Genomic DNA, 17366 nt, shown 5'->3' with positions numbered 1-17366 from the left:
CTTGGATTGGGAGAACCCCGTTCCGCACTACCGGCAATGAAGGTGTGCCTCTTCAGTAACCCCGGTCTTTGGACAACCGGCAGAGAACCAGAAAGGCCCGCACCGTCGTTGCTTCAAGGTGTCCTCGGGCTGGCGGTTGGCCGCTAGACCGACTGGAGGGGTTGGCTCCAGTTACCTTACCGATTTCCCTCACCATTCGAGGATCGGCGGACACCCACAGGCACGTGCGACTTTGGGCAAGCGCGATATATGGCTGGTTGCCGTCACAATCAATAAAAATCGTATCCAAGGTTGTAAAATTTCTGGCATCGAACAATGTTGGGAGGACCGTATCCGGATATCGAACGATGACAGGCACGCACGGCCCCTACAACGCCTTCCTCGATCTTCGCCAGATGCCGGTGGCTCATGCCGAGCTCGGTCCGCTCGCCGGCCTGCGGCTGGCCGTCAAGGACATTTACGACGTTGCCGGCTACCGCACCGGCTGCGGCAATTCTCGGAAATTCGCCGAAAGCAATGCCGCCTCGCGCACCGCGCCCGCCGTGCAGACGATTCTCGATGCCGGCGCGCGCTTCGCCGGCAAGACGCAGACCGACGAGCTGGCCTTCGCGCTGTTCGGCCAGAACGCGCATTTTCCGTTTCCCGTGAACCCGGCCGCACCCGACCGTGTCACCGGCGGCTCCTCGTCCGGATCGGCGGCGGCGGTGGCGGGCAGGCTGGCCGACATCGCCACCGGCTCCGACACCGGCGGCTCGATCCGCGCGCCGGCGAGCTTTTGCGGGCTGATCGGGCTGCGCACCACGCATGGCCGCATCTCGCTCGATGGCACGATGAAGCTGGCGCCGAGCTTCGACACGTTCGGCTGGTTCGCCGACGACATCGAGACCTACGAGACGGTCGGCAAACTGCTGCTTGGCCGCGACCCGCACCAGCATTCCCTGGACCGCCCGCTATCGCTCCCCTGGCTGGACGAGATGGTCGCCCGCCCGGCGCTTGCCGAATATGCCGGGATGAAGGGGCTGGCGAGCGCGGTTTTCGGTACGCCGGCGACGTCAACCATGCGCTTCAGCTCTTCCCCTGACGACCTTTACTGGTGCTTTCGCCGGCTGCAGGCCAGGGAAGCCTGGGCGTGCATGGCGACTGGATCATCAGCGGCGAGCGCGACCTCGGCCCCGGCGTCGAGGAGCGTTTCGGCTTTGGCCGTGCCGTCGATGACCGGACAGTGCAGGCCGAGAAAGTGCGGCGGCTGACCTTCCGCGGCGAACTCAACGCCCTGCTCGGCAAGGATGGTTTCCTCGTCCTGCCGACGGTGCCTGGCCCGGCACCCTATGTCGACTCGACGCCGGAGCAGTTCCAGGCTTATCGCGAGCGGGCGCTGCATCTTCTATGCCTCGCCGGCCTCTCCGGCTTTCCACAGATCACCTTGCCCATCGGCTCGGTCGCCGGCGCACCGTTCGGCCTGTCACTGCTTGGCCCTTCCGGCAGCGACATTGCCCTGATACGGCTCGGCCGAAAACTTCTCGACGCAGCACAAAGGGCCTGAACCCATGGACACACTGACCCGCATGCGCGCCTTCATCGACGTCGTCGAGGCCGAAGGCTTTTCGGCAGCGGCGCGCAAGATCGGCCGTTCCAAGGCGCTGCTGTCGAAATATGTGCGCGAACTGGAGGACGAACTCGGCGCGCTGCTGCTCAACCGCACGACGCGCCAGTTCTCGATGACCGAGGCCGGCCACACCTATTACCGGCGCGCCTCGGAGATCGTGCGCGAGGTCGACAGCCTGGCCGACGCCGTGCGCGAATCCTCCGGCGACGTGCGCGGCAGGATCAAACTGTCGGCGCCGCGCACTTTCGCTGACGCGCCGATCGGCCAGTCGCTGATCGACTTCGCCAAGCAGCACCCCGACATCGTGCTCGACATCCAGCTCGACGATCGCTTCGTCGACCTGGTCGAGGAAGGCTTCGACCTCGCGGTGCGCATATCGCGCCTGGAGAATTCGTCGCTGATCGCGAGACGCCTGGCGCCGTTTTCGATAAGGCTCTGCGCCTCGCCCGAACTGATCGCCAAGCATGGCATGCCGACGCGGCCGCAGGATCTCGGCCACATGCCCTGCATCGTCGACACCAATGGCCGCGGCCTGAACAACTGGGCGTTCAAGGGCGACAACAACGATCAGCTGAGCGTCGCCGTGTCCGGCCCGATCGAGGTCAACAGCCCGATGGCGGCGCGCGCCGCCGCCTTGTCAGGACTCGGATTTTGCATCCTGCCGGATTTCATTGCCGCGCCCGACCTCAAGAGTGGCCAGTTGGTGACGGTGCTCGACGACCGCATCCTGTCCGGCGGCGGCATCTTCGCCGTCTACCCGCACCGCCGCTATCTGCCGGCCAAGGTCCGCGTTTTCGTCGACTTCCTGGTGCAATGGTTCAGGACGCGTGAGGCCGCTTGACCTGCCTCGGGTTCTTGCCGCGTGCGTGTCGTAGTCCCAAAACCGCTGCGCACTTTTGGGTGACACGCACGGGCGGTCCCAATTTCGCCCCCTTTCTGGTAACCTTCGGTTCCTCTCCAAAGCCAAGGGAATCGCGACCGGGAATGCAACTCAAACGGAACGCAATCATACTGGCTTCGGCCTTGGCGGCGACCTTTGCCGGCACCGGACCGGCTTACGTGCATCCGCACGTCTTCGCCGAGGCACGCCTCGACGTGATCCTCTCCCCGGATCACCAAAGTGTGAAAGCGCTGCGTCATCTCTGGCGCTTCGACGACCTGTTTTCGAGTACGGTGATGATGGAGTTCGACAAGAACTCCGACCTGAAGCTTGACGACAAGGAGCTGAAGGAGGTCGCCGACACCGTTCATGCCTCGCTGGCCGAATTCAACTATTTCCAGCTCGTCACGCAGAACGGCAAGGATGTAACGATGGTGCCGCCGCCACATCTGATGGCCAATTTCGACAACGACCAGCTGATCATCCTGTTCGAGTCCGAGCCCAAGGCGCCGCTCAAGCTGACCGGCACGATCGACATCGGTGTCTACGATCCGACTTTCTACACGGCGATAGACTTCACCGAGGATTCCAACATCACGGTTACAGGCCTGCCGTCGAATTGCACCAGCAAGGTGATCCGTCCGGACCCGGATGAGGCCATCAAGGAAAACCAGAAGACCTTGACGGATGCCTTCTTCAACGACCCGACGGGCACCGACATGAGCAAGATCTTTGCCACCAAGCTCGAACTGACCTGTCAGCCAGAAGGATGAAGCCGGTGACGAAACCGTCCCTGCGTTTGGCATTCGGCCTGTTGGCCCTCGCCTTTGCCGCGATGCACTTCGCTGATGTCGCGCACGCCCAGAGTTCGCTCGGCATCGGCGTCAATGACGGCATGGCGCCGACCACCGGTCCGTTCGCCCACATCCTGATGTGGATCAACCTGCGGCAGCAGGAATTCTACCGCGCGCTTGCCACGGCGATGAAGGCAATGCGCCAGGATAACAGCAAGCTCTGGGTGCTCATCGGCCTGTCCTTCGCCTATGGCATTTTCCATGCCGCCGGCCCCGGCCACGGCAAGGCGGTGATCTCGTCCTACATGGTCGCCAATGAAGTGGCGCTGCGGCGCGGCGTCCTGTTGTCCTTCGTCTCGGCGCTGTTGCAGGGCCTGACGGCGATCGCGGTCATGCTGCTCGCCTATTTCGTCCTGCGCGGCACCACCATCTCGATGACCGACGCGGCCTGGTTCATGGAGATCACGAGCTTTGCCCTCGTCACCCTGTTCGGTGCCTGGCTGCTGTGGCGCAAGCTCGGCCCGTCCATCCTGCGCCTGTTCGGCATGGCTCCGGCCTACAGCCTGTCGGCAGCGCACGCCGGCCATTCGCACGGTGGCCACTCTCATGCCGGGCATTCCCACGCCGGCCATTCGCATGCCGCGCACAGCCATTCGGCACATGCCCATTCGCATGCGCTGCAAGTGCACGACGACCACGTGCATGAGCATTCGCACGATCACCACGACCACGATCACGGCGCGCACGATCATGCGCATCATGATCACGCGCATCACGATCATGCAGATGGCGAGGTCTGCGAAACCTGCGGCCACTCGCATGCGCCCGATCCGGCGCTGCTGTCGGGCGACCGCTTCGACTGGCGCACCGCCTGGTCGGCAGTTGCCGCCGTCGGCATCCGCCCCTGCTCGGGCGCGCTCATCGTGCTGAGCTTCGCGCTGCTCAACGGGCTCTGGCTCGGTGGCCTGCTGTCGGTGCTGGCGATGTCGCTGGGAACCGCGATCACCGTCTCGGCGCTGGCAACGCTTGCCGTGACCGCCAAGAACTGGGCGGTGTATTTCGCCGGCGACGGCCGCATGGGCAATCGCATCCATTCGATCGTCGAGATCGGCGGCGCCGCCTTCGTCTTCCTGTTCGGACTGCTGCTGCTGTCGGCGAGTTTGACGGGCAGCGTTTGATAGAAGCGGGTCAGGCTTGACCCGCGATCTTGCCGCCCAGCTCATCCGCGATATGCGCGCGGATGATCTCGTCAAAGCTCTTCTCGGCGCTGAAGCCGAGTTCTCGTGACCGCCGCGCCTCGAAGCGGGTCGGCCAGCCCTTGACGATCGCCCAGATCGTTTCGTCCGGCACCTCGCGGATCAGGCCTGCCGTCTTCGATCCGGCGATGCGCTCCAGCGCCTCGATCTGCTCGCCGACAGTGACGGCGACACCGGGCATCGTCAGATTGCGGCGCGGCCCGACGGCAGCACCGTCGATGCCGGCCGCATGGATCAGGAAATTCACCGCTGAGCGCGGGCTGGCATGGGTGTGCACGACCGAGCGCGGCACCGGCAGGATCGCCTCTTGCCCGCTCAGCGGCTCGCGGATGATGCCGGAGAAGAAGCCGGAGGCCGCCTTGTTCGGCTTGCCGGGCCGCACGCAGATCGTCGGCAGGCGGATGCCGATGCCGTCGAAGAAGCCGCGCCTGGAATAATCGGCGAGCAACGCCTCGCTCATCTGCTTCTGCGTGCCGTAGGAGGTCAGCGGCGTCGGATGGAATTCATCGGGGATAACATCCGGGAACGGCGCGCCGAACACCGCGATCGACGAGGTGAAGACGACGCGCGGCGCAAAGCCCGCCAGGCGGATCGCGTCGAACAGGGCGCGCGTGCCGTCGAGATTGACGCGGTAGCCGAGATCAAAGTTGGCTTCCGCCTCGCCCGACACGATGCCGGCGAGATGGAAGACGACGTCGGGGCGCGACGCGACCAGGCTTTCGGCGGCACCTGCCTCGGCAAGGTCGCCGGTATGGGTGCTGATGCTGACGCCATCCATCGCCGGCGCCTGCGGCGGCACGATGTCGTGCAGATCGAGCGCGGTGATCTTTTCGGCCCGCAACGTGCCGTCCTTTGCCAGCCGGGCGATGAGTTTGCGGCCGACCATGCCTGCGGCGCCAGTGATCAGAATGCGCATGTCCGAAATCCCTTACTTGCCCTGATTTTTGCGCTGGGTGCGCGCGCGCAGCCAGAACACCAAGAAGAACGCCAGCACGAAGACAACGCCGAAGATGCCGGCCAGCACGGTCGAAAAACTGCCGAGTGCCAGCATCACCGTCGGCAGATAGAAGGCGGCAATGCCGAACAGCAGCAAGATCCAGACCGCCGCGATGGCCGCATTGCGCGTGTCACGGTCCATCATGCCGCACCGGAGCGGCGGTCATTCGTCGGGCTGAGTTTCAAAGCTGGAGAACTCCTGAGGCAGGTCCGATCAATGGTCATCAATCGGGCCTAGTGATGGTGGCTGTGATGCGCGGCCGCATCGTGCTCATGCTGGTGATCGTGGTCGTCACCCTCATCGGCGCATTGGCCGAATTCCGGTTCCACGGTGGCATGGCTGATGCCGTGCTCGCTGGCAAGCCGCTTCTTGATGGTGCTGACCGCCTGATGCGCATCGACGCCCTCGTCAAGGCAGGCATGCAGCGTCGCCATGTTGCTTGACCCATCGATCGACCAGACATGCATATGGTGCACTTCGCGCACGCCCGGGATCGTCGTTTCCAAATCTTTGGCAACCAGGTCCCGATCGAGGCTTGGCGGTACGCCTTCCAGCAGCACATGGGCGGCGGCACGCATCAGCGACCAGGCCGTCGACAGGATCAGCAGCGAGACCAGCACCGACAGGATCGGGTCGATCGGCGTCCAGCCGGTTGCCAGGATGACCAGTGCCGCCACGATCGCCGCCGCCGAGCCGAGCAGGTCGCCCAGCACATGCAGGATGGCGCCGCGCATGTTGAGGCTTTCGCGGTCGCCGCCATGCAGCACCAGGAAGGAGCCGATATTGACCAGCAGGCCGAGGATCGCCACCACCAGCATCGGCCCACCCAGCACCGGCGCCGGTGTGAGCAGGCGCTCCCACGCCTCGTAGACGATCCACAGCGCGATGACGAAGATGGCGATGCCGTTGGTGTAGGCGACCAGGGTCTTGACCCGGCCGAAGCCATAGGTGAGTTGGCCGGTCGCCGGCCGCCCGGCAAGATGGAAGGCATACCAGGCAAGGCCGAGTGCGATGGCGTCGGCAAGCATGTGGCCGGCATCGGCCAGCAGCGCCAGCGACCCGGTGAAGAGCCCGCCAAGCGCTTCCGCCACCATGAATCCCGCCGTCAGACAGGCCGCGATCAGCACGCGCTTCTTGTCGGTCGAGCCATGTACGTGACCGGCGCTGCCGTGATCATGGCCACTGTGGTCGTGGGAATGGGTATGCGCCAAATGGCAAACTCCGTTACGCGCCGAGGCTTATGCGCCGAATTCCGCGCGACAATCCTCGAGCCGTCGCTTCTGCTGGCCGGCGCCGTCGAAATTGGCCGGATCGAGCCACGCTTCATAGGCCTTGCGCAAAGCCGGCCATTCCTTGTCGATGATCGAATACCACGCAGTGTCGCGGTTTTCACCCTTGACGATGAGGTGCTGGCGGAAAATGCCCTCGAACTTGAAGCCGAACCGCTCCGCGGCCCGCTTCGACGGCTCGTTGCGGTTGTTGCACTTCCATTCGTAGCGGCGGTAACCCAATTCGTCGAAGATGTATTTCATGAACAGGAACTGCGCTTCCGTCGCCGCCGGCTTGCGCGAGATCAGCGGTCCCCGATAGATGTTGCCGATCTCGATGACGCCGTAAGCAGGATCGATGCGCATCAGCGTCTGTCGTCCGGCGACCTTGCCGCTCGCCTTGTCGATGATGGCAAAAAACAGCGGATCTTCGCTGGCCTCGACCTTGTCCAGCCAGGGCTGGAAGGCGGCGCGGGTTTCCGGCGGATAATCGGGCAGCCAGGCGAAGCGGCCGTCGACATCGGACACGGAAGACGCTGCATAGAGCCCATCACCGTGCTTTGCGGCGCTCAGCGGTTCAAGCCTGACATAGCGGCCGTCGATCGCCTTGCGCTCCGGACGCGGGCGTGGCTGCCAATTCGCGAGATTTTCCGACACCAAACACTCCAATCCGTTTGACTTTTGCAGGCCGACGCTCACAAAAACGCAACCCCACAGTAAGAACCACACGGACGGGAAAAATGCTCCACACGATTTCGGCCTTCGACCGTCTCGGCGAGGAAAATGCCTTCGCGGTGCTGGCGCGGGCGACAGCACTTGCCCAACAGGGCCGCGACATCGTCAATCTCGGCATCGGCCAACCCGACTTCAAGACGCCGCAGCACATTGTCGAGGCGGCGATCAAGGCGCTGCGTGACGGCCACCACGGCTACACGCCGGCCAACGGGCTGCTGGCAACGCGCGAAGCGGTGGTTCGGCGCACGTTGACCACCACCGGCGTCGAGGTCTCGCCCGAGACGGTGATGATCCTGCCCGGCGGCAAGCCGACCATGTTCGCGGCGATCCTGATGTTCGGCGAGCCCGGCGCCGAGATCCTTTATCCGGACCCCGGCTTTCCCATCTACCGCTCGATGATCGAGTTCACCGGGGCGGCCCCCATTCCGGTGCCGATGCGCGAGGAAAATGGCTTCGCCTTCTCCGCCGAAGAGACGCTGGCGCTGATCACCCCGAAGACCAGGCTCTTGATCCTCAACTCGCCGGCCAACCCGACCGGCGGCGTCACGCCACGCGCCGAGATCGAGAAGCTGGTCAAGGGCCTGGAGAAGCACCCTGATGTCGCCATCCTCTCCGACGAAATCTACGACGTCATGACCTATGACGGCGAAACGCATTGCTCGCTGCTCGCCTACCCCGAAATCCGCGACCGGCTGATCGTCCTCAATGGCTGGTCCAAGACCTGGGCGATGACCGGCTGGCGCATGGGCTGGTCGATCTGGCCGAACGGCGACAAGGGCGCGCATCTCTATGACAAGGTGCGCAAGCTGGCGGTCAATTGCTGGTCCTGCGTCAACGCGCCGAGCCAGTTCGCCGGCATCGCGGCCATCGATGGCCCGCAGGACGACGTCGACACCATGATGCGCGCCTTCGACCGCCGCCGGAAGGTCGTGGTCGAGGGCTTGAACGCTCTGCCCAACATTTCCTGCATCACGCCCAAGGGCGCGTTCTACGCCTTCCCCAATGTCTCGAAGACCGGCTGGAAGGCAAAGAAGCTTGCCTCAGCACTGCTCGACGAGGCCGGCGTGGCGCTGATCGGCGGCCCCGATTTCGGCATTCTCGGCGAAGGCTATGTCAGGCTCTCCTACGCCAACTCCGAGGAAAACATTTTGCGCGCGCTGGAACGGATCGGGGCGTTCCTGGCCAAATAGACATCAAGGCAGGCCGGAACCTTTCCGGATAATTAGCGGCCAGCCACCATGTCGGTGTCATGATCCGTCGGGAGGCTCGCGGGCAAGACTGTGCCTCCATGTCGGGACCGGTTACGATCCGGAGATTGGGATCGAACCGGGGTGCCCTAGATGTTCTATGCAATCCTTGCCTATCACGTGGAAGATGCGATCAAGGCGCTGACGCCGCAGGAAGATGCGGCATTGATGGCCGAGCTGCTGAAGATCAACACACGGCTTCACGAGGAAGGCACGCTTGGACCGTCCGCGCGTCTGGGGGCGACACAGGATGCCTTCACGCTGCGCGGCCCGGGCGACGGCGTGATCATCGACGGTCCTTTCGCCGAGACCAAGGAACAATTGCTCGGCCTCTATGTCGTCGACTGCGTCACGCGGGACGAGGCCATCGCGATCGCCCGCGACCTTCGCCGCGTCAATCCGACCGCGGTTTACGAGATCAGGCCCATCCTGCTGTTCAAGCCCGGCGTGCCGCTGGCAGGCAAATGAGCCAGCGGCGAAAGCCTCGCCAGTGTCCGCTGCTCATCCACGCCCGACGAACGGCATCTTGGTCGCCATGACGGTCATGAACAGCACATTGGCATCCAGCGGCAGGCTGGCCATGTGGACGACGGCATCGGCAACATGCTGGACGTCCATCACCGCTTCGGCGGCGATCGAGCCATTGGCCTGCGGCACGCCGACGGTCATCGGCTGGGCCATGTCGGTCAGCGCGTTGCCGATGTCGATCTGGCCGCAGGCGATGTCATAGGGCCGGCCGTCGAGCGCCAGCGTCTTGGTCAGCCCGGTAATGGCATGCTTGGTCGCAGTATAGGGCACCGAGCCCGGGCGCGGCGCATAGGCCGACACCGAGCCGTTGTTGATGATGCGCCCGCCCATCGGCCGCTGCTTGCGCATGGCGCCGAAGGCGGCGCGGGCACACAGGAACGAACCGGTGAGATTGACGCCGACGATATCGTTCCAGACCTCGACCGGGATCTCGTCGATCGGCGTCGACTTGTAACCCATGCCGGCATTGTTGAAGAGCAGGTCGACGCGGCCAAAGGCTTCCGCCACAGTCTCGAACAGATCATCGACCTCGCCGGCCTTGCTGATGTCGCAGGCCACCGCCAATGCCTTGGCCTCGGCCGGACCGGCCTCGGCGACCGCGGCGTCCAGCACCGATTTGCGGCGGCCGCAGAACACCGTGTTCCAGCCGGCCTTGAGCAGCGCCGTGGCAACGCTCTTGCCGATGCCCGTGCCGGCGCCGGTGACGATGGCGGTTCTTTCCTCGGTCATGGCAGATATCCTCCGGCAGCGCCGCGCGTGCCCGACTGATTTTCAGGGATTTGGCTCGGCAGAAGGCATCGCAAATGACGGCAGCGATGGCAAGCTTAGCCGCCAGGGCATGCCTCAAAAAGTGGAATCCGGTTTTCGGATAAAGCCCCAGCAAAGGGCCGACAAAAAGGGCGGTCATTGGCGACCGCCCTGATCTGAACCGGGCTTGGGAGGAGGAAAAGCCGATCCGACTGTGTAGAACCATGCGCTTCCTGAGTTAACGAAAGGTTAACGCGGGAAAGACGGCCTGTCCCGATCTGACGCTACCAGCGCGGATTGGGCGAGGTCCCTGCTTTGGCCGGCACCTTGGCCGCCGAAACCGTCGCCTCGACATGGTCGACCAGCGCGTCCGGCAGGCCAAGCCGGCCGGCAAGCAGGTCGAGATAGCCGCGTTCGGCGCGCGTGTCGGGATCGATGGTGAGGCGCGACGCCGTGTAGAGTTCGAGCTTCTGCGCATCGGTCTTGGCCTCCGCCACCAGCGTGTCGAGATCGAGCGGGCTTTCCAGCTCCGCCATCAGGAATTTCTCGGCATCGGTCCCGATCCCCGCAAGGCTGAGCTTGCCGGCGATCTTCTTGCGCTCCTCGTCGTCGACATGGCCGTCAGCCTTGGCCGCCGAGATCATCGCGCGAACGAGCGTCAGCGTGAATTCGTCTTCGCCCTGCGGCGCCTGTGACGGATGGAAGGCGGTGTCCTTGGGCGGCGGCAGCAATTCCGGTTCACCAGCGGCGGGCGCCGGCTCCGGCGGATTGCCGGCCTTATAGTTCTGGTAGGCCTTGTAGGCGAGGCCGCCGATCGCGGCCAATCCGCCAAGCTTCACCGCTGCACCGGTCACTTCGCGGCCAGCCCCTGTTCCAAGCAGCACCGCCGCAAGCGCGCCGGCGGCCAGCGGATTGTCCTTGGCCATCTGCACCGCCTGACCCGCCTTGTCGCGGACGGTGCCGCTGGTGCCGGGAATTTGCGAGCCGAGCAGATCGTCGAGAAGCTTCTTGGGATCGAACATTCAGTGCCTCCAGCATGTGCCCGGCCGAACGGGCAGGTTTCGAACGCCGAAGACGTAGGTCCCGAAACTTGACATTGCAATGACAGGACGCCGCTTTGCCGGGGTTCCGTAGCCTGGATCAGGATCCGATATGCGGCCCCTTGCCCCGCGCTTGCGCAAGCTCGACCTGCCGCTGGCGCTCGGCATAGCGCTGGCGGTCCTCGTCGGTACGGGCGTCAAAACAATGCGGGCAAGAGACGCCGGCGGCATATTTCGGCGACGCCAGCCCGCCGGGCGTCAGTGGATGGCGACAGGCACGGCACAGTTCCGCATCGCCCTCGGCGAGACCGTGCGACACCGAAACCCGCTCGTCGAAGACGAAGCACTCGCCTTGCCACAAGCTCTGTTCGGCCGGGACCTCTTCGAGATATTTGAGGATGCCGCCCTTGAGGTGGAACACATCCTCGAAGCCGAGCGACCTGACATAGGCGGTCGCCTTTTCGCAGCGAATGCCGCCGGTGCAGAACATCGCCACCTTGCGGCCTTCGAGCTCAGCCCGGTGCGCTTCCACCCAGGCCGGGAATTCGCGAAAGCTCGCCGTCGCCGGATCGACCGCGCCCTTGAACGTGCCGATCGAGACCTCGTAGGCGTTGCGCGTGTCGATGACGATCGTATCGGGCTGCGAGATCAGCGCGTTCCAATCCGCAGGCACGACATAGGTGCCGGCGCTCGCCACCGGGTCGATGTCCCCGACGCCCATGGTGACGATCTCGCGTTTCAGCCGCACCTTCATGCGGTGGAACGGCATATCCGCGGCTGTGCTGTACTTGACTTCAAGGCCCGCCACCCCGTCGATGGCCTCGATGTAGTCGATGAGTTCGGCGATCGCTGCTTCGTTGCCGGCGACGGTGCCGTTGATGCCTTCATGTGCCAGAAGCAGCGTGCCCTTGATGCCGCGTCCACAGCAGAAGGCTGCGAGCGGCGCGCGCAATTCGTCAAAGGCATCGAGCCTGGCAAACTGGTAAAGCGCGGCGACGCGGACAGGCTGGGATGGAGCGGACGGTGTCATCACCAGAGCAACTAGACGCTCATGGCCGCCGATTCAAGGCGGAGCGGGTTTCATCAGCCCGTCACCCTGTTTGATAGTAATGGCTGGTATGGTAACCCCGCAACGCGTGACATCGCGACACGCTTGGTTTCGTGGACAGGCAAACACCCGTCTGCTAATCGGTTGAAATCACCCTTAGCTATGGAGAGACAGATGCCCAGCAAGACCGAAAAACTCCTGTCCCTCCTCAACGGCCAGCCGGTCATTCCGGTGCTGAAGATCACTGATGTCGCCAACGCCGTGCCGTTGGCCCGCGCCCTGGCGCGCGGCGGCCTGCCGGCGATCGAGATCACGCTGCGGACCGCCGACGCGCTGGAAGCGATCCGGCGCGTTGCGGCCGAGGTCGAGGAAGCCATTGTCGGCGCCGGCACCATTCTCGACAGCAAGCAGTTCGATGAAGCAGCCAGCGCCGGTTCGCGCTTCATCGTCAGCCCCGGCATCACGCGTGAGCTTCTGGCCGCCGCCGCCGACAGCGAGGTTCCGCTGCTGCCCGGCGCCATCACGCCCGGCGAGATCATGGCCGCGCGCGAGGCCGGCCTGCGCTTCCTGAAATTCTTCCCGGCCGAGCAGTCCGGCGGCATCGCCTCGCTGAAGGCTTTCGCCTCACCGCTGGCCGACGTCAAATTCTGCCCGACCGGCGGCATCACCGGCAAGAACGCCGCCGAGTATCTCAGCCTGCCCAACGTCATCTGTGTCGGCGGCTCCTGGGTTGCGCCCGACGACATGGTCAAGGCCGGCAAATGGGACGAGATCGAAGCGCTCGCATGCGCTGCCAGCCAGCTCCGGAAATAATCGGGTCTTCGCTCACCAGGGCAACGGACCGTTCTCGTCGAAATAACCGCCGGTGGGGCCGCCGGCCTTCAGCGTTGCCAGCTGCACGATGACCCCGGCGGCCTGCTGCACGGTGCGGCCACCCTTGTGCGCATTGAGGTCCGTCGCGGTGTAGCCGGGTGCGGCGGCGTTGACCATGATGCCGCGCGGCGAAAGCTCCCGGGCGAAGGCCACGGTGATGGCATTGAGCGCTGTTTTCGAACTGCCATAGCCCATGACATTGGGCGACTGGCTGTTATCAGCGGCGCGCGCGATCGAGCCGAGAGAGCTGCTGACCATGACGATGCGGGCGGCGGGCGACGCCAGGAGCAGCGGCAGGAAGGCCTGGGTGACGCGAACCGGGCCGAAGACGTTGACGTCATAAGTGGCCTTCATGTCAGCGATGTTCTCGCGGCTCGGCGGCCGTTCATAACGACCGTCGGGTCCGAGCGCGTCGACATAGCCAGGCGCAATGCCGGCATTGTTGACCAGCACGTCGAGGCTGGATAGCCGCGTCGTCAAGCTTCTGGCCGCGGCCGCCACGCTGTCATCGCTGCTGACGTCGAGCTCGAGCCATTCGACATCGAGCCCTTCGTTGCGCAACGCCTTTGCCGCGGCCTCCCCGCGCTCGGCATCGCGGGCACCGAGCCAGACCTTGAAGCCTTTTGTCCCCAGCCGGCGAGCGGTTTCAAGGCCGATGCCCTTGTTGGCGCCGGTGACCAGCGCATTCATTTTCGGCGTCATGTCCGTGTCTCCTTCTTGGTGACCTGGATATGACGTGCGCCGGCCAGTTTCGCACGCCGGATACTCGCGTCCTCTTGCCTAATCCTCTCAACCGGTTGCGCGCCGTGCATGGATCGGCAATGCTGAAGACATGGAAGAAGCCTTGCAGGAATTGATCTCGATCGCCGGCCGCCATGCGCATGGGCGGCGCACCAAAACGGCCATCCCGCGTGTCACCATCGGCCGCAGCGAGGTTGCGACCCCGCCGCTGCCCGAGCTTTGCCAACCGACGGCGCTGTTCGTGTTGCAGGGGACCAAGACAGTGCTGATCGGCGACCGCACGCTGCGCTATGGCGCCGGCAGCTATTTCGTCTATGCGGTGGAGACGCCCGCCACCAGCCAGCTGATCGAGGCGAGCACCGCCTGCCCTTACATGGCCATCGCCTTCGCCCTCGATATCGAGCTGATCGCCAGCCTGCTTATCGACCACAGACCGGCGGTCGACGGCGACAGCTTCGTGACCAACCGGGCTGATGACGAACTGCTCGATGCCTGGCGCCGCATGCTGCGGCTGCTCGACCGGCCAACCGAGATTCCCGTGCTCGCGCCCATGCTCGAACGCGAGATCGCATTCCGCCTGCTGCAAGGTCCGCAAGGCGCGAAGCTGCGCCAGCTCGCGCGCGCCGATGGCCGCCTGTCACAGATCCGCCGCGCCACCGCCTGGATACGATCGCACTACAACGAGCTTATCGATGTGACGGAGCTGGCCGCGCTCGCGCATATGAGCAACGCTTCGTTTCACCGCCACTTCAAGGCGGCGACCGCGATGAGCCCGATCCAGTACCAGAAGCAGGTCCGTCTGCTGGAGGCGCGTCATCTGCTGATCGCGGAGCCGGGCAGCGCCGCGCGTGTCGCCTTTGCCGTCGGCTATGAAAGCGCATCCCAGTTCAGCCGGGAATATGCCCGCCATTTCGGACTGCCGCCGGCGCGTGACGCCGCGCGGCTTCTGGCCAGGGGCGAAGCCGCCACCCTGGAAATCGACTGATGCATATCGCCCAAAAGTGGCTACACGCTACCAATGAAAAGCCCGGCCGACTCTCGCCGACCGGGCCATTCTCCGGATCCTTTCGGTTCCGGATCAGTGGCAGACCTTGACCTGCTCGGTCACCCGATGATGGTGAACCCAATGCGTGACCAGCCTGGTCCTGCAATGATGCCGGCCATTCTTGATGATCACGGTTTCGGCTTGCGATGGAGCGATCGCGGCCGATGCTGCAACCAATGCCAGAACGGATGCCAGTAGAATCTTCTTCATGAATATCCCCAGGTTGGAACGTACGCACACTAACCCGGAAATGAGGGAGCCGTTCCGGCTTCACGAGAAGTTCAGCCGCGTGTGATCCGCAGGATCGCGGCATCGCATCTGCCGTACCCTGAAAAGCAAAAAGCCGCGCCGGTTGCGCTGCGCGGCTTCTGCTTTATCTGGACAGCCGGCTACTTCGTCTGGAAGCGGGCAACCGACAGGAACTTGACGGCGTTGCCGGTGAAGCGGCTGGGGTCTGGCGCCTGGGCGTCGGTCTGGAAACCGGCCGTATAGACCTCGCTCGGCGGCGTATGCACGATATTGTAGGCGTAGCCCGGCGCCGTCGTCGCGCTCGAAACGGTGGCGACGTTATCGCCGCTGGTCAGCGCCCAGCGGGCGGCCTGGGGTGCCGCGGCAACCACCATGGCCCTGGGGCCGGGTTTCTGATCGCGGGCGGTGGCCCTGGCTTCCTTGCGGGTCGTCTTCACACCGGCGCCAATCGCGGCGGCCGGATCGGAACCCGCCGGACGGGCGGCAACCGCCTGGCGCGGCGACGCGGCATTGACATCAGACGGGTCGTTGAAGGCCGAGCGCGGCTCTTCGGCCAGCGACGCAACCTTGTATTCGTCGGCATTGCCGACCTGCTTGTACTCGACGGCATTGCCGACCTGGGCGTTGGCCTCGTCGAGCACGGCCTTGACGGCGTCCGGCTTGGCCGGCTCGGGCCGCGCCGAAGGCAGGACCGAGAACGCATCGGTCGCGGTCTTGCCCTGTTCGGCCGTATCCGCCAGCGCCATCAGCACATCCTTGCTGGGCGGCGGCGCGAGTTCCGCCGGCAGCGTGCGTTCGGGACGCCATGTCGGCACGGGGATGTTGTTGACGGCAACCTGTGCCGGATCGGCCGCGGCAGCCGCCGTTACCGCCACGGGGTCAGCCTTGCCGAAAGGCATGTTCGCCGGCGCCTGCGCGGTCGCCACGGCCTGTTCGGTGGTCGACGTCGCGTCCGCCGTGGCGAACGGAACATTCTCAGGCTGCGCGCCGACATCGACCTTCGGCCGCGGTGCGAAATCGGGCAGCGGAATCTCCTTGGCCGGCAGCGCCGCAATGATCGTTTCCGGCGTATCCTGTTCCGGCTCCGGAGTCTGCTCGTCGGCAATCTGCGGAATGTTGGCGCGCTGCGCCTTCTCCGGCGCGACGATGGCGATGCCCGGCAGGTTGCTGCTCTTAGCGGTCGCGGCCGGCTTCAGGCTTCTCGGCTTGGGCGCGGGCTCGGCGGAAGCGGTCTCGACATCGGCGCTGTCGTCGGCTTCGTCGGAGCCGCCGCCACCGAAGAGAGCAGACAGGAACCCACCCGACTTCTTACCGCCGCCGACACTGGCCATCTCGACATTGGGCGTGCCCGAACCCTTGCGTGCCTTGTAGGCGGCCATTGCCTGTTCATAGCCGGGCAGCGGCCGGCCGTCGCTCGGCACATGCAGCGTCTTGCCACTGGGGAACAGGCTGACCAGTTCCTGGCGGCTGATGCCGGGCCAATGGCGCACATTGCCGACATCCATATGGACGAAAGGCGAACCGGAGGTCGGATAGTAGCCGACGCCACCGCCCTGCATCTTGAGGCCGATGTTGCGCAGCTTCTTCAGCGGCACGCCGGGAATATAGAAATCCATCGCCTTGCCGAGCATATGCTGGCTCTTCTCGGCGACGCCCCGGCTGCGGCTGCGCAGCATCGAGTTGGTCGCCGGCGAACGGTAACCGCAGACGACCTGGATATAGTCGGTGGCGCCGCTTTCACGATAGGCCTCCCAGACCAGGTCTAGCAGGCGCGGATCCATCTTGGTCGGCTCGTTGCGGCGCCAGTCACGTAGGATGATGTTGATCTTGCGCAGGCCCTCGGGATCGTAGCGGCCATTGCGCTTGTACACGATCTCCGCCTTCTCATGCGTGTGGAGGTGGTAGAGCTTCAGCGAACGAACTTCGGCCTGGGCGCCGGTGGCGGCCGCGGCAACAAAACCAAAAGCGACAATCATCGCTGCCAGCCATCTCGGCCAGACGCTCAAATGATCATGACGCCCGTTTCTGAGTCGTTCGATTCTGTTCAAATCAAAAGGCCTTGCAGGCTGCCGTTTGTCCCCGGATTTGCCCAAACGGATGTGTCGTTTTCACATCCGAATATCGATCCTAATGGTTAATCATCGCTTATTGAAGCCGAAATGCGGTAACACCATGGCGATATCCCGTCAAAAATTGTTCACAAGACTTCTTGGTAAACCGCTGGTTTAGATCAGGATTCCGGCTTTGGCCGAACACGATCTGTTACCGTTAGCCTTAATGCGTGAACAGAGCTGTCCACAGGCTTGCCATAT

17 protein-coding genes and 1 pseudogene are annotated in these 17366 nt (G+C 64.3%); 8 read left to right on the top strand and 10 right to left on the bottom strand.

The window, feature by feature from the left end; genetic code table 11:
* The first annotated feature begins 347 nt into the window (after positions 1 to 347).
* The 4 genes and pseudogenes from AC0V8S_RS11095 to AC0V8S_RS11080 all read left to right on the top strand — a co-directional run bounded on the left by AC0V8S_RS11095 (position 348) and on the right by AC0V8S_RS11080 (position 4458).
* A pseudogene (locus tag AC0V8S_RS11095) lies at positions 348 to 1543 on the top strand (amidase).
* 4 nt (positions 1544 to 1547) lie between these two features.
* Positions 1548 to 2447 (top strand): LysR family transcriptional regulator, encoded by a 900-nt coding sequence (locus tag AC0V8S_RS11090; RefSeq protein WP_475437692.1) that lies wholly within the window; start codon positions 1548 to 1550, stop codon positions 2445 to 2447.
* Positions 2448 to 2590: 143 nt separating this feature from the next.
* Entirely contained in the window at positions 2591 to 3259 is a 669-nt protein-coding gene (locus tag AC0V8S_RS11085) for a DUF1007 family protein (RefSeq protein WP_183462820.1), read from the top strand.
* A complete protein-coding gene (locus AC0V8S_RS11080) occupies positions 3256 to 4458 on the top strand; it encodes a nickel/cobalt transporter (protein ID WP_183462822.1) in 1203 nt (400 codons plus the stop codon). The genes AC0V8S_RS11085 and AC0V8S_RS11080 overlap by 4 nt, the downstream gene beginning before the upstream one ends.
* Positions 4459 to 4468: 10 nt before the next feature.
* On the opposite strand, the gene denD is transcribed toward AC0V8S_RS11080, so the two are convergent.
* The 4 genes from denD to AC0V8S_RS11060 form a co-directional block, all read right to left on the bottom strand.
* Positions 4469 to 5452, bottom strand: a complete 984-nt coding sequence (gene denD / locus AC0V8S_RS11075; RefSeq protein WP_183462824.1) for a D-erythronate dehydrogenase — start codon at positions 5450 to 5452, stop codon at positions 4469 to 4471.
* A gap of 12 nt (positions 5453 to 5464) precedes the next feature.
* Positions 5465 to 5677 carry a hypothetical protein gene (locus tag AC0V8S_RS11070; RefSeq protein WP_183462826.1) on the bottom strand — a complete coding sequence of 71 codons (213 nt, stop codon included), beginning with the start codon at positions 5675 to 5677 and terminating at the stop codon, positions 5465 to 5467.
* Positions 5678 to 5766: 89 nt separating this feature from the next.
* Positions 5767 to 6744, bottom strand: coding sequence for a cation diffusion facilitator family transporter (locus AC0V8S_RS11065; RefSeq protein WP_183462827.1), 978 nt, complete (start codon positions 6742 to 6744; stop codon positions 5767 to 5769).
* Between the two features lie 27 nt (positions 6745 to 6771).
* Entirely contained in the window at positions 6772 to 7458 is a 687-nt protein-coding gene (locus AC0V8S_RS11060; RefSeq protein WP_475437691.1) for a GNAT family N-acetyltransferase, read from the bottom strand.
* A gap of 83 nt (positions 7459 to 7541) precedes the next feature.
* Here AC0V8S_RS11060 and AC0V8S_RS11055 point away from each other — a divergent pair, with 83 nt between their 5' ends.
* Positions 7542 to 8726: a pyridoxal phosphate-dependent aminotransferase gene (locus tag AC0V8S_RS11055; protein WP_183462832.1), complete on the top strand. Its 1185-nt coding sequence runs from the start codon at positions 7542 to 7544 to the stop codon at positions 8724 to 8726.
* Between the two features lie 150 nt (positions 8727 to 8876).
* Positions 8877 to 9251 (top strand): YciI family protein, encoded by a 375-nt coding sequence (locus AC0V8S_RS11050; RefSeq protein WP_475437690.1) that lies wholly within the window; start codon positions 8877 to 8879, stop codon positions 9249 to 9251.
* Positions 9252 to 9284: 33 nt separating this feature from the next.
* On the opposite strand, the gene AC0V8S_RS11045 is transcribed toward AC0V8S_RS11050, so the two are convergent.
* The 3 genes from AC0V8S_RS11045 to trhO all read right to left on the bottom strand — a co-directional run bounded on the left by AC0V8S_RS11045 (position 9285) and on the right by trhO (position 12128).
* A complete protein-coding gene (locus AC0V8S_RS11045; RefSeq protein WP_475437689.1) occupies positions 9285 to 10040 on the bottom strand; it encodes an SDR family oxidoreductase in 756 nt (251 codons plus the stop codon).
* Between the two features lie 302 nt (positions 10041 to 10342).
* Entirely contained in the window at positions 10343 to 11080 is a 738-nt protein-coding gene (locus AC0V8S_RS11040; protein ID WP_475437688.1) for a tellurite resistance TerB family protein, read from the bottom strand.
* 118 nt (positions 11081 to 11198) lie between these two features.
* Complete coding sequence (trhO, locus tag AC0V8S_RS11035; RefSeq protein WP_475437687.1) at positions 11199 to 12128, bottom strand: oxygen-dependent tRNA uridine(34) hydroxylase TrhO; 930 nt, start codon at positions 12126 to 12128, stop codon at positions 11199 to 11201.
* A 192-nt stretch (positions 12129 to 12320) separates the two neighbouring features.
* Between trhO and AC0V8S_RS11030 the strand changes: the two genes are divergently transcribed.
* Entirely contained in the window at positions 12321 to 12959 is a 639-nt protein-coding gene (locus AC0V8S_RS11030; RefSeq protein WP_475437686.1) for a 2-dehydro-3-deoxy-phosphogluconate aldolase, read from the top strand.
* Between the two features lie 12 nt (positions 12960 to 12971).
* Here the strand turns inward: AC0V8S_RS11030 and AC0V8S_RS11025 are convergent, their stop codons facing one another.
* Positions 12972 to 13721 (bottom strand): SDR family oxidoreductase, encoded by a 750-nt coding sequence (locus tag AC0V8S_RS11025; protein ID WP_475437685.1) that lies wholly within the window; start codon positions 13719 to 13721, stop codon positions 12972 to 12974.
* A gap of 130 nt (positions 13722 to 13851) precedes the next feature.
* Here AC0V8S_RS11025 and AC0V8S_RS11020 point away from each other — a divergent pair, with 130 nt between their 5' ends.
* Positions 13852 to 14745: an AraC family transcriptional regulator gene (locus AC0V8S_RS11020; RefSeq protein WP_475437684.1), complete on the top strand. Its 894-nt coding sequence runs from the start codon at positions 13852 to 13854 to the stop codon at positions 14743 to 14745.
* A gap of 93 nt (positions 14746 to 14838) precedes the next feature.
* On the opposite strand, the gene AC0V8S_RS11015 is transcribed toward AC0V8S_RS11020, so the two are convergent.
* Positions 14839 to 15015, bottom strand: coding sequence for a hypothetical protein (locus AC0V8S_RS11015; protein WP_183462847.1), 177 nt, complete (start codon positions 15013 to 15015; stop codon positions 14839 to 14841).
* A gap of 179 nt (positions 15016 to 15194) precedes the next feature.
* On the bottom strand, positions 15195 to 17030 hold the full coding sequence (locus tag AC0V8S_RS11010) for a peptidoglycan L,D-endopeptidase MepK (RefSeq protein WP_475437683.1): 1836 nt from the start codon (positions 17028 to 17030) through the stop codon (positions 15195 to 15197).
* Positions 17031 to 17366: the final 336 nt, after the last annotated feature.

It is taken from the genome of Mesorhizobium oxytropidicola (assembly GCF_056174625.1).
The sequence above is the reverse complement of the archived record's forward strand: the minus strand, read 5'-3'. Positions and strand labels throughout refer to the sequence as shown.